This is a genomic window from Francisella philomiragia (genome assembly GCF_018135955.1).
Taxonomy (GTDB): Bacteria; Pseudomonadota; Gammaproteobacteria; order Francisellales; family Francisellaceae; genus Francisella; species Francisella philomiragia.
Window position 1 is genome coordinate 680206 of sequence record NZ_CP063138.1, and the last position, 12516, is coordinate 692721.

Here is a 12516-nt window from a genome sequence, read left to right on the forward strand (position 1 = left end):
GATTTGTGAAGTATATATTATCTGTATACAACATTGAATATCTAAGGAGTCTTAAATGAAAATACTATCTACTAATGTTTATGTGGGACCTAACATCTATGCAAACTTTCCTGTTATAAAGCATGAGATTGATTTAGGCGTACTTGAAAACTGGCCATCTGCGAAGATTGGTGAGGATTTTATAAATCGACTTGTGGATAGTTTACCAGGATTGGAAGAGCATGGTTGTTCTTATAGAGAGAAAGGCGGATTTATCCGCAGATTAAGAGAAGATGATGGAACTTGGATGGGACATATTTGGGAGCATGCAATACTTGAGCTTCAAGATATGGCTGGTAGTGATGTTACCTATGGTCGTACAAGATCGACAGGCGAAGCAGGTCACTATAATATGGTTTATGAATATAAACAGAAAGATGTTGGTCTAAGAGCTATGGAGTTAGCTAGAGACTTATTAGTATCTTTATTACCTGAAGAGCTCAAGAAACAAGTAGAACATAAGAATGAAGACTTTGATTTTGAATATGAGAAGGTTAGATTTATTAAATTTGCTCAAAGCAAAGAGTTTGGACCAAGTACAGCCTCATTGATTGAAGCTGCTAAAAAAAGAGATATCCCATATCTTAGACTAAATGATCAGTCATTAGTGCAATTTGGTTATGGTAAATATCAACAGAGAATTCGAGCAACAATAACTGGTAAAACAACTAGTATTGCGGTTGATTTATCATGCGATAAAAATCAAACTAATACTATATTAGAAGGTCTAGGGCTTCCTGTTCCTAAGCAGAAAATGGTAACTACAGATGAAGGTGCTTTAAGAGCAGCAAAAATTTTAGGATTTCCATTAGTAGTTAAGCCTTTAGATGGTAATCATGGTCGCGGTATATCTATTAATCTAAAGACTATGCAAGAAATTAAAGATGCGTTTGTTGAAGCAAACAAAGTATCAAGATATGTTATAGTAGAACAGTTTGCTACAGGCTTTGATCATAGAATGTTGGTAGTTGATGGTAAGCTTGTTGCAGTTGCAAAAAGAGTACCTGGACATGTTGTGGGTGATGGGAAGCATAACATAAAAGAATTAGTTGATATCGTGAATGAAGATCCGCGTAGAGGTGTCGGACATGAGAAAGTCTTAACAAAATTAGAGTTAGATTATCAGGCTAAGACTTTGTTAAAGGCAGCGGGATATGATGAAAACACTATCCTTAAAGAAGGAGAGATTTTCTATTTAAGATCTACAGCTAATCTTTCAACTGGTGGTACTGCTATAGATGTGACGGATATAGTCCATCCGGATAATAAAGATATGGCTGAAAGAGCTATAAAGGCTATAGGACTTGATGTTGGAGGAGTTGATTTCTTGATAGATGATATTTCTCAATCATACCATGATATTGGTGGTGCTATTTGTGAGTGTAATGCTGCTCCAGGATTTAGAATGCACGTAGCTCCTAGTGAAGGTAAACCAAGAGATGTAGCGGGAGCTGTTATTGATATGCTAATTCCTAAAGAGTATGGTAACGCTAGAATTCCTATTGCTGCTATCACAGGAACAAATGGTAAAACTACAACTTCGCGCATGGTTGCCCATATGTGGAAAAATGCTGGTAAGATCGTAGGCTTAACAACTACTGATGGTGTATATATCAATGGTAAGTTGACAGTTGCTGGAGATACTACAGGCCCAACTTCTGCACAGATGGTTTTAAAAGACCCATCAGTAGAAATGGCAATCTTAGAGACAGCTAGAGGTGGATTACTAAGAAGTGGTATGGGATATGATTATTGTAATGTTGGAGCATGTCTAAATGTTTCATCTGATCATTTAGGTCTTAAGGGGATAAATACACTAGAAGATTTGGCTAAAGTCAAGAGTATTGTTCCTCAAGCAGCAAAAGATGTTGCAGTATTAAATGCTGATGATCCAAACGTACTTAAGATGTCAGCTAAAGTAACAGCAAAGCACATATTATATGTAACGATGAATCCAGAACATGCTTTAGTCAAGCAACATATACGTGCTGGAGGAAAAGCTTGTATCATCGAGAAAGGTGTTAATGGAGACATGATTACAATTTTTGATAATAATGTTCACATACCAGTTTTATGGACTCATTTAATACCAGCTACTATGGAAGGCAAAGCTATTCATAATGTTCAAAACTCTATGTTTGCTATTGCAATATGTTATAGTATGGGTATGAGTTTAGATGATCTTAGAGATGGTCTAAGAACGTTTGTTACATCATTTTATCAAGCACCAGGGCGTATGAACTGGTTTGAAGAGCATCCATTCAAAGTGCTTATGGACTATGGCCACAATCCTGCTGCAATCAAACTTGTAAGTCAGATGATTGATAATATGGAATTTTCTGGTAAGAAAATATGTGTATTAGCATCACCAGGTGACAGACGAGATCAAGATGTCTACGAGATAGCAAAAACAGCAGCACCTTATTATGATTATTTTATATGTAAAGGTGATGATGATACTCGTGGAAGAGCAGATGGTGAAATTCCTAGAATGCTTAAAGAGGGATTGATTGAGGCTGGTGTTGATGCTTCTAGAATTGAAACTATTCAAAGTGAGCAGAAGGCTGTAGATCATGCTCTTAGTATTGCACAGGATGGCGATTTGGTTGTTATATTTGCTGATAAGCTCAAGAGAACTTGGAAACAAATCATTTATTTTAACAAGAATGAAGATGATGATAAGAAAGAGCACAAAATTGAAAAAAGAGAGATGTTCTCTGCTTCAGTAATAGCTCAAGATCCTAGTCTATCATTGGAGATCTCTGAGGTTATCAAAGCTGGTGTTATAGCTGATGAAAGTGGTGTTAGAGTTATTTTCGATGAAGAAGATAATGACTAATTGTTTGGTTTTTATTATTTAATGGAGCCTTTGTATGATTCCTGAAGGTTATTCACGTAGACTTGTTGGACCTAATCTGTTTTTTAAAGAAACTGGAACAGTTCTAGATGTACCACTTATAGATAATCGCGATAAATTAACAAAACTTTTCTACCAAGAGGCAGAAAGGATACTTCCAGCTCTTGGTTGGGAGTATATAAAATTGACACATAAGTTTTTTAATAATGGTGTCCGTTATGCGATGGTCGCGCCTGTAGATATTACTATGCCAGCGTGTGATGTTATTGACTTTATTTGGTTATCTGTCAGAGAAGGTTTTGAAACTGGTGTTTTTAAGTCTCTTGATGAGGCGAAAGACAAGTTATTACCTTTGATAAATGAAGATAAGAACTTAACTTATAGAAAACTCTATGATTTAGCTAAATCTAAAGGTTTTAATGCTTTTAGAGATAAAAATAAAGCTTTTGTTGGTTCTGGTACTGGTTGTTATGAGTTTGATCTAGACAACGACAAAATTGAAGATGTTGACTGGTCAAAAGTTTATGATATTCCAGCTGTAATTGTGACAGGTACTAACGGCAAGACAACTACAGTTAGATTGACTGATTATATTTGTCGCACTGCTGGTAAGCTTACTGGTTACACATCTACAGATTGGGTTAAAGTTAATGATGAGTTGATAGATGAGGGAGACTATTCTGGTCCAACAGGTCATCAATTTGTTTTGACAAACAAAAAAGTAGAAGTTGCTTTGCTTGAGTCTGCTCGTGGAGGTCTCCTAAAGAGAGGCTTGATAGAGACTTATGTAAATGCAGCAGCTGTTACCAACGTTTCTGCAGATCATCTAGGTGAAGATGGGATTGAAACAGTTGCAGAACTAGCAGAAGCGAAAGCGATTGTATTTCGAACAATGGGCAAAGACTCTCATGCTGTAATCAATTTAGATAATTTCTATATGAAACAGCAGTTTGATAAATTAAGTTGCGCTAAAATCATTGTTACACAAGATCCTGATCAACATGATATGGATTACTACTTGTCAAAGGCTGATTATGCTTGTGTAGTGGAGAATGGTATTTTCACATGGATTGATAAAAAATCTAAAAAGCAAATTCTTCCTGTGGTGGATGCTCCTTTAACAGTTAAAGGCTTTGCTAAGCATAATATTGAAAATGCTATGATTGCTATAGCTTTATCATTTAAGCTTGGCATTGATTTTGATTATATTGAAAAGGCGCTTAGAAGCTACAAGAATGATCCTAAAGTTAATAGAGGCCGAGCAAATATTTTTGAATTTGATAATAAAGTTGCTGTTCTTGATTACGCCCATAATGAAGCTGGTATGGAAGCTTTATTAAATATGATAAAAGCCTACGATAAAGGTGGTAAGAAATATTTAATGATAGGAACCACAGGGGATCGCAAATACTTAATTTCTGGAATTAATGACATTATACTCGAACATGGTATAGATTTCGTGGTTATCAAAGAAACTGAGAAGTATCTTAGAGGAGCAAAACCTCTTGAGTTACCTACGCTAATCCGTGATGATTTAGAAAGAAAGGGCTTTGACATCTCAAAAACTTATATTTCACATGGAGAGTTAATAGGGGTTAAATATATACTAGATATGCTTGAAGATAATGATATAGGTATTTTTTGTTGCCAAGCAGAGCTAGAAGAAGTTGCAAATTATCTTGAAAATTTAGCCGATAAATAACTATCTATTTAGTAGGCAAACAACATGTGTTGCGATGCCTTCTTTCCTACCTATAAATCCTAGTTGTTCAGTAGTTGTTGCTTTTATGTTTATTTGATTAATTTGTATTTCAAGTACACTTGCCAAGCAAGCTTTCATTTTTTCTATATGAGGAAGCATTTTAGGTGCTTGTGCAATGATGGTACAATCAATATTGCTTATCGAGTATTCTTTGTCATCCAGCATTTTTTTTATTTCAGCTAAGAAAAATTTACTATCAGTATTTTTATACTCCATATCAGTATCTGGAAAATGTTTACCTATATCTCCAAGACTTAATGCGCCTAAAATAGCATCACAAAGAGCATGAATTAATACATCACCATCAGAATGAGCTTCTAGTCCCATTTCATATGGAATCTCGATTCCACCAATAATAATATTTTTCTTTGAAGATGTGAACTTGTGCACGTCATAACCATGACCTATACGAAATGACATTATATAAATCCTAATCTTGTGTTACAGGGAAGTTATTATTTAACCATCCATTGATTCCACCTTCTACAGATATAATATTTGTATAGCCCATACTTTTTAAGCTTTTAGCTGCTAATGCTGATCTGAAGCCACTACCACAGTATAAATATATTTTTTGATTTTTATTTGGAATTAGACTTTCAATTTTAACTTCTATTTGTCCTTTGCTAAGATGGGTAGCACCTTGGATATGGAATCTATTGAACTCAGAATCTTCTCTAACATCAAAAATCACACCATCTAGCTCATTAGAGTTTATCTTATCGTATAAATCTGTTACAGAGCATTCTTTGATATCAGATTTAGCATTATTGACAAGCCTTAAAAACTCATGAGGTCTAGCTTGATTAGGTGATTTAGTAGGATAGCCTTTAGCATTCCATGCTCTCCAACCACCATCAACAGAGATTACATTTTTATAACCCATCTCACGTAGTTTATCAGCTACGATAGCAGACCTAAAACCACCACCACAATAAAAATACATCTTTTGATTTTTGTTAGGAACTGCTGACTCAATAGCACTTTCGATAATTCCTTTACTAATATGAATAGCATTAGGAATGTATCCATTTGCAAATTCTGACTCTTCACGTGTATCAATAAGCAAACCATCAAGAGTTTCTGTTTCATTCATTTTGTTGATATCATCAACTGTACATTCTTGTATTCTACTTTTTGCATCGTTTACTAAATCTAAAAAACCTGACGTGTGTTGCATATCTATACCTTATAGTTTTGTGATTAAATAACTATTTATATTTTATATTTTTATTTGCTTAAAGAGAATATTTAAAGAATATAATCAATAATTTGGAATACAATAATAATAATGGCAATAGCTAGAGCAAAGTTGTTAAGCTTACTATTTTTCATTGATTTGTAAATTATTTCAAAATTACGGTTACGAAGTATTCTAACCATATTTAGTGGACACGAAACAAGCATTATTAGAGAAAATAGTCCAACAACAGATAGTGCTATTAAAAAAAGCTTTTTAAAATAATAGTTCAGGATTATAGGTAGCATAAAAAGCAGAAAGCTTAATAATATGTTTTTGCTTAGTGTTGATAGGTTGTTCATTTTGAATCTATCAAGTATTAGATCTTTTAATGCTAATGATAGAGTTATAAAAGCAGTTGTTACAGAAATTGTAATAAAGGTATAAATTAAAGTTATAACCTTAGAGGACTGAATATTAGCTTTGAGGATATATATAAGTTGAGTTACACTATCTTCAGAGCTAAGGGATTTTAAGAATTCAGCAAAACTATTTTTATCACCATAGATAGCTATATTGCCAAATATTGATACTATCCAGCATACATATATTACTAATATTATTAGAGATGCAACTATAATAATTCTTCTAATATCTTTTGGATGTGGTCCAACATAGTTGACAACACTAGGAACAATTATATGAGCTGAGAATGTTGTAGCTAGTATTGGTAAAGTAACTATAACTTCTTTGAGAGTACCAAAACTATAACTATCTAGCTTGGAGATACTTATAGACTTGAAAAGTAATAATATTGTAAATAATATGATAATAAGCTTTATGGTAAGAAAAACCCTATTAAGCCATTCTGCAGGTCCTGTACCTTTTAAAATAAATCCACCAAAAAGTATAACAAAACTAATTTCTATAATAATATAATTTATATCTAGTAGGCTTTCAAAAGATGAGCCTATTGCAGAGATATATGCTGCAAGCATTCCGTAAAGTATTCCAAAAGCACATATATAAACCAGAATGACTCCTGGTTTTTTAAAGAGTTTATGAGCAAGTCCTAGATAACTAATACCACTTTCAAAATGTAGGCATGCTTCTGCAACAGCTAATGTTGAATATGTCATTAAAAGCCACATCAAAAACATTATGATGCAACCAATAACAACACCAAAGCTTGAAAGAATCATAGGAATAGCAAGGATACCTCCACCCAAAGAAGTACCTATAATTAAGAAAATACTACCAATTTGCTTATTTATACTTGTCAATTTTCAGAATAGTAAGTTTTATGTTTGAATAAATTAAAGCATATAAATCAACGATTATAAATTAATAAATGAAAGAAATAATTACCAAGCTGGTATAGCAGCACCATTCGGATAAAGTTTTTCAGCTAATTGTTTAACTTCATCTGTATTAAATGCTTGTACATACTCTTTAAGTTTAGGATTATCTTTTTGTGATTCTTTAACGGCAATGACATTTGCAAATGGAGAATCTTTAGGTTCTACAAAAAGAGCATCTTTTAGACTTAATCCTGCTTTAGGGATATAGTCATTATTTACAATACCAAGATCGACATCTCCTAGGTTATTAGGGATTTGATCTGCTTGTAGAGCTATAATTTTTAGATTTTTTGGATTACTAGCTATGCTATCTGTAGTGGCTTTCCAAGTTATACCATTTTTAAGTTTGATTAATCCAGCATCTTGAAGAATCATTAGTGCTCTACCTTGGTTAGTAGGGTCATTAGGGATTGCTACTGTAGCGCCGTTTGGAATATCTTGGATATTTTTATATTTTTTAGAGAACATTCCCATTGGGTATAAGAAAGTCTTACCAATATAAGTAAGTTTATAACCAAACTGTTTGATTTGATTTTCTAAGAATGGAATGTGTTGGAAGACGTTTGCTTGCAACTCACCATCATTAAGTGCTCTATTAGGAATATTGTAATCACCAAATGTTACTAGATTTACGTCAAGATTATATTTTTCTTTAGCTATTTTTTTACTTAGCTGCATGATTTTATCTTGAGGAGGACTGGTAATATATCCTACAGTTATTTCATTTGTATTGGTAGTAGCTGCAGCATTTACATACAGCTGTGTACCACATGCACTCAATAGAATAGCTGTAATAATCCAAAGTGAAGTTAACTTCTTGGCTGTAACTAGATAGTTGCCGTATGATTGTGTAATTTGAACAAGCATAACTAACATAATTACACCACCAAGTAATAAAGTGTAATTACCGTAATTATAACCTTTGAAGTAAGTCAAATCACCTAGGCCACCACCACCAACGATACCAGCCATAGCTGAGAAACCGATTAGTGAAATACATGTTAAAGTAGCAGCATCAATTAACAAATTTTTTGATTCAGGAAGTAATACTTTAAAAATAATCTGTCTTTTAGTTGCTCCCATTGATTTGGCTGCTTCAATAAGCCCGTTATCAACTTCACGCAAAGCTGATTCAGTTAGTCGAGCATAAAATGGCAGAGCAGCAATAGCCAGAGGTACTATTGAAGCGGTAGTCCCTATTGTTGTGCCAACTATAAGTCTTGTTAGAGGGTATAGAAGTATTAGCAATATGATATATGGGATACTTCTAGTTATGTTTATAATAATACTGAATGTTTTGTTAAATCCTTTAACGGCAACATTTTTACTATCTTGTGTGATATACAGTAATATGCCTAATAATATACCACCTATAACAGCTACCAAAGTGGCTATAAAAACCATAAAAATGGTTTCCCATGTTGACTGAGCTATTATGCTAAGCTCATGTAAACTAAATATTGTCTGCTGTTGCATAACCTAACACCTTTAAATTAACATCTTGGTTTGAAAGAAATCTTAATGCATTTTCCCAGTCTTGACGCTCACCTGTAATATGACAAATGGCAATTCCAACTATCTGTTCTTGGATTGTTTCTATATTCGCTTGGATAATACTTGCTGTAGCATTAAACTGACGAGAAATTTCAGCAATGATAGGCATCTTACCTTTGTCTCCATAGAATGTTAGTTGTACTACTGGGTATGTATTATCATAACTGTAAGGATTATCATAAATTCTTTTAGCAATAAAATCTGGGACTTTTGTATGTATGCTTGTCTCAACAAAAGATTTTGTTACAGGAGCTTGAGGATCTAGGAATATGTCTAATGTTTTGCCCATTTCTGCAATACGACCTTTATCAATAATTGCTACACGATCACAGATTTTTCTTACAACATCCATTTCATGTGTAATCAAAACTATTGTTAAGCCAAGTTCTTTATTTAATCTTTTAAGAAGTGCCAAAATCTGTTTTGTAGAAGTTGGATCTAGTGCCGATGTCGCTTCATCAGATAATAAAACTAAAGGATCTAAAGCTAAAGCTCGAGCAATAGCAACTTTTTGTTTTTGACCTCCACTAAGCTCTTGAGGATATGCATTTGCTTTATTTGGAAGCTCTACCAGCTCTAAAAGCTCAAAAACTCTTTTTTTGATTTCAGCTTTTGGTATTCCTTGAATCTCAAGTGGAAGGGCAATATTCTCAAAAACATTGCGAGATGATAGCAAGTTGAAATGCTGAAATATCATTGAAACTTTTTTGCGAAATTCTCTAAGCTGTTTTGGATTCTTCTTTGTAATATTCTCATCAGCAATGAATATTGAACCATCAGTAGGTTGCTCTAGAAGATTTAAGCATCTTAAAAGTGAGCTTTTACCGGCACCACTATGACCGATTATACCGAATATCTCGCCTTGCTTAATATCAAGGTTTATATTGTCAAGCACGAGATTGCTAGTATTATTTGATCTGTACTCTTTTTTTAAATTTTTAATTTGAATCATTTTTCGCCTTTGCTTTATCGCCAATTTTACTTTCTTGACCGCTAATTAATCTTTGGATATTGCCTTTATGTTTTACAAGTATAATTATTGCTATTATCAAAAATGGCGTTGCTACCTGCAAATCAGATGTAAATATTACTGAAAAACTTGCTATAACAGTAGCTACTAATGCTGATAAAGATGAATAACGAGTAATCACAGCAACACATAACCAAGTAACAACAAATATTAAACCTAAAATCCAGCTAAATCCAAATAGTGTACCTATTAAAGTTGCAACACCTTTGCCTCCTTTGAAGCCAAAAAATATTGGGAATATATGGCCAAGAATTGCATATAATGCAGTACATGCAGTTATAAATTCATTACCAGTTAATACTTTAGCTAAAACTACAGGCACTAGACCTTTTAGTATATCAAAAGCAAGGGTGATGATTGCTGGAACCTTGCCACCTATTCTTAGAACATTTGTAGTTCCTGGGTTGCCAGAGCCAACACTTCTTGGAGATGGTAATCTAAATATATAACAGACAATAATTGCACTATTAATTGATCCCAAAAGATAAGCAAACACTAGCATGCTAAAATTTAAAAAGTTCATTGTTTTCCTTGATGATTTTAAAACTATTTGAGTTATTATAAGAGATAATACTATCTAGGCAATATCTTCGCTAGCTATTTTTATAACTTTGTTATAGGATTAGTAGCTTAAAAAACTTATTCATTAATTTCTGTTTCAAAAGGTTAAATTTTATGACTGTAATGAAGTTCGACTTGATCAAAAAAGAAGGCAAAGCTAGAAGAGGAAAAATAAGCTTCCCAAGAGGAGATATTCAGACTCCTGCATTTATGCCAGTAGGGACTTATGGAGCTGTTAAATCACTATCTCCAGTTGAGTTAAAAGAAATGGGTGCTGATATTATCTTGGGTAATACATTTCATTTATGGTTACGTCCTGGTACTGAAATTATCAAAAAACATGGTACTTTACATGATTTCAACGGTTGGGATAAGCCTATACTTACAGACTCAGGGGGATTTCAAGTCTTTAGTTTGGGTAAAATGCGTAAGCTTACAGAAGAAGGCGTTACATTTAAATCACCAATTAACGGTTCAAAAGTTTTTTTATCTCCTGAGATATCAATGCAAGTCCAAAGAGATCTTGGCTCTGATATTGTAATGTGTTTTGATGAGTGCACACCATATCCAGCTACTGAAAAAGAAGCAAAAGATTCTATGGAACTATCTATGCGTTGGGCAAAAAGATCAAAAGATGCTCATGGAAATAATCCATCTGCATTATTTGGAATTATTCAGGGTGGAATGTATGAGCATTTACGTGATGAGTCTCTAAAAGCTTTAAAAGAAATAGATTTCGATGGTTTTGCTATAGGTGGATTATCTGTTGGTGAGCCTAAGGAAGATATGATTAGAATCCTTGATCATACTGCTCATCAGATGCCAGAAGATAAGCCGAGATACTTGATGGGTGTTGGTACGCCAAAGGATTTAGTAGAGGCTGTTTATCGTGGTGTTGATATGTTTGATTGTGTAATGCCGTCACGCAACGCTCGCAATGGTCATATGTTTACATCAGAAGGTGTTGTTAGAATTAGAAATGCCAAACACAAGGATGATGTGTCTCCATTAGATCCAAACTGTGATTGTTATACTTGTCAAAATTTTAGTCGTAGTTATTTGCACCACCTAGATAAAACTCAAGAGATATTAGGTTCAAGATTAAATACAATCCACAATTTAACATATTACCAAAATCTGATGAAAAATATTCGCCAAGCTCTAGAAGAGGGTAGGTTTGAAGAGTTTAGGAAGGAGTTTTTGGAGAACTATAAAGGCTAAATTTTATAGAAAATTTTATGTAGCATTATAAACATAGAGTTAAAAATAAGAACTCAATAATTTTTTAATAATATCAAAATTAGTTGTTTCAGAATCTCTAGCCAAAAGATAATAGGATTTTCCAGTGTGATAGCTTTTTTGTGGTGGTACATAAAGAAATCCATTTTTGATGTGTTCCTGAATTAAAAGTCTATCTGTAACAAAAAATCCAATACCTGAAAAGCAAGCCTGAATTGCTTGAAGAGAATTTTTGAAGATTATATTTTTGTTAGGCTTTTTTAAGATGTTGTTGTGCTGTGCCCAGAGTTGATAATCATCAATACGAATTTTATCATCTACATAAATTAACTTTTGTTTTGATGTTATTTCTGAGTAACTTTCACCAAAGTGTTTATTATTGCAAACTAGTATTAATTCGCCATCTGCTAGTTTGAATTTGTGCTTATTATTAAAATCACTATCTATACCATATTCTATGCTTATATCTATATCATCATAATTAAAATCGACTTTTTTACCCAAAGTTACAAGTTGTATTTCAACGTTTGCTAAAGAGTCTATTAAGTCATCTAGTTTTGGGATTAGCCAATTTGCACAAAGTGTAGTCATACAGTTTATTGATAATTTTTTAGCACGTTGTTTTTTTAGTACCTCTGTTGCATTGTGAATTTCTGATACTAGAGGGTCTATCATTGTGTAGTATTCTTTGGCTAAGTCAGTAATAACTAGATTTCTTTTATCCGTGATAAATAGTTTTTTATTTAGGTGGTTTTCTAATTTTTTTATAGATTGGCTTACAGCAGAGTGAGTCATAAATAGCTGTTCTGCAGCTTTAGTATAACTTTGTGTTTTCATTACTGCTATAAATACTGGTAATGAGTTTAAGGGAGGTAAGTCATTTTTTTTAATCATATTGTGTAAGAAAAACTTACTTATAATGTAAGAATAAAG

10 protein-coding genes are annotated in these 12516 nt (G+C 33.2%); 3 read left to right on the forward strand and 7 right to left on the reverse strand.

The genetic code is table 11. The annotated features are described in order from the left end of the window. Nucleotides 1-55: 55 nt before the first annotated feature. Together cphA and IMS64_RS03280 are read left to right on the forward strand one after the other, a co-directional pair. The gene (gene cphA, locus IMS64_RS03275; protein ID WP_211490890.1) at nucleotides 56-2878 is read left to right on the forward strand and encodes a cyanophycin synthetase; all 2823 of its coding nucleotides are present in this window, start codon (nucleotides 56-58) and stop codon (nucleotides 2876-2878) included. A gap of 34 nt (nucleotides 2879-2912) precedes the next feature. Next, the gene (locus IMS64_RS03280; RefSeq protein ID WP_004287519.1) at nucleotides 2913-4598 is read left to right on the forward strand and encodes a Mur ligase family protein; all 1686 of its coding nucleotides are present in this window, start codon (nucleotides 2913-2915) and stop codon (nucleotides 4596-4598) included. On the opposite strand, the gene ispF is transcribed toward IMS64_RS03280, so the two are convergent. The 6 genes from ispF to plsY form a co-directional block, all read right to left on the reverse strand. Then, nucleotides 4599-5078, reverse strand: a complete 480-nt coding sequence (gene ispF / locus IMS64_RS03285) for a 2-C-methyl-D-erythritol 2,4-cyclodiphosphate synthase (protein ID WP_211490891.1) — start codon at nucleotides 5076-5078, stop codon at nucleotides 4599-4601. Nucleotides 5079-5088: 10 nt separating this feature from the next. Further along, nucleotides 5089-5838: a rhodanese-like domain-containing protein gene (locus tag IMS64_RS03290; protein WP_211490892.1), complete on the reverse strand. Its 750-nt coding sequence runs from the start codon at nucleotides 5836-5838 to the stop codon at nucleotides 5089-5091. 71 nt (nucleotides 5839-5909) lie between these two features. Then, the gene (locus IMS64_RS03295) at nucleotides 5910-7121 is read right to left on the reverse strand and encodes an aromatic amino acid transport family protein (RefSeq protein WP_211490893.1); all 1212 of its coding nucleotides are present in this window, start codon (nucleotides 7119-7121) and stop codon (nucleotides 5910-5912) included. An 81-nt stretch (nucleotides 7122-7202) separates the two neighbouring features. Continuing rightward, nucleotides 7203-8675, reverse strand: coding sequence for a MetQ/NlpA family ABC transporter substrate-binding protein (locus IMS64_RS03300; protein WP_211490894.1), 1473 nt, complete (start codon nucleotides 8673-8675; stop codon nucleotides 7203-7205). Beyond that, nucleotides 8653-9705: a methionine ABC transporter ATP-binding protein gene (locus IMS64_RS03305; RefSeq protein WP_035735407.1), complete on the reverse strand. Its 1053-nt coding sequence runs from the start codon at nucleotides 9703-9705 to the stop codon at nucleotides 8653-8655. Before IMS64_RS03305 ends, IMS64_RS03300 begins: the two co-directional genes overlap by 23 nt. Beyond that, nucleotides 9692-10306, reverse strand: a complete 615-nt coding sequence (gene plsY / locus IMS64_RS03310) for a glycerol-3-phosphate 1-O-acyltransferase PlsY (RefSeq protein WP_004287525.1) — start codon at nucleotides 10304-10306, stop codon at nucleotides 9692-9694. Before plsY ends, IMS64_RS03305 begins: the two co-directional genes overlap by 14 nt. A 152-nt stretch (nucleotides 10307-10458) precedes the next feature. On the opposite strand from plsY, the gene tgt reads away from it, so the two are divergent. Beyond that, nucleotides 10459-11565: a tRNA guanosine(34) transglycosylase Tgt gene (tgt, locus tag IMS64_RS03315; protein ID WP_211490895.1), complete on the forward strand. Its 1107-nt coding sequence runs from the start codon at nucleotides 10459-10461 to the stop codon at nucleotides 11563-11565. A 39-nt stretch (nucleotides 11566-11604) separates the two neighbouring features. On the opposite strand, the gene IMS64_RS03320 is transcribed toward tgt, so the two are convergent. Next, entirely contained in the window at nucleotides 11605-12477 is an 873-nt protein-coding gene (locus IMS64_RS03320; protein ID WP_144402823.1) for a LysR family transcriptional regulator, read from the reverse strand. Between the last annotated feature and the right edge of the window lie 39 nt (nucleotides 12478-12516).

Coding starts and splice junctions, on each gene's coding strand:
- IMS64_RS03290 (WP_211490892.1), bottom strand. CDS start 5,838: ATGCAACACACGTCAGGTTTTTTAGATTTAGTAAACGATGCAAAAAGT.
- cphA (WP_211490890.1), top strand. CDS start 56: ATGAAAATACTATCTACTAATGTTTATGTGGGACCTAACATCTATGCA.
- IMS64_RS03305 (WP_035735407.1), bottom strand. CDS start 9,705: ATGATTCAAATTAAAAATTTAAAAAAAGAGTACAGATCAAATAATACT.
- IMS64_RS03280 (WP_004287519.1), top strand. CDS start 2,913: ATGATTCCTGAAGGTTATTCACGTAGACTTGTTGGACCTAATCTGTTT.
- IMS64_RS03300 (WP_211490894.1), bottom strand. CDS start 8,675: ATGCAACAGCAGACAATATTTAGTTTACATGAGCTTAGCATAATAGCT.
- tgt (WP_211490895.1), top strand. CDS start 10,459: ATGACTGTAATGAAGTTCGACTTGATCAAAAAAGAAGGCAAAGCTAGA.
- ispF (WP_211490891.1), bottom strand. CDS start 5,078: ATGTCATTTCGTATAGGTCATGGTTATGACGTGCACAAGTTCACATCT.
- plsY (WP_004287525.1), bottom strand. CDS start 10,306: ATGAACTTTTTAAATTTTAGCATGCTAGTGTTTGCTTATCTTTTGGGA.
- IMS64_RS03320 (WP_144402823.1), bottom strand. CDS start 12,477: ATGATTAAAAAAAATGACTTACCTCCCTTAAACTCATTACCAGTATTT.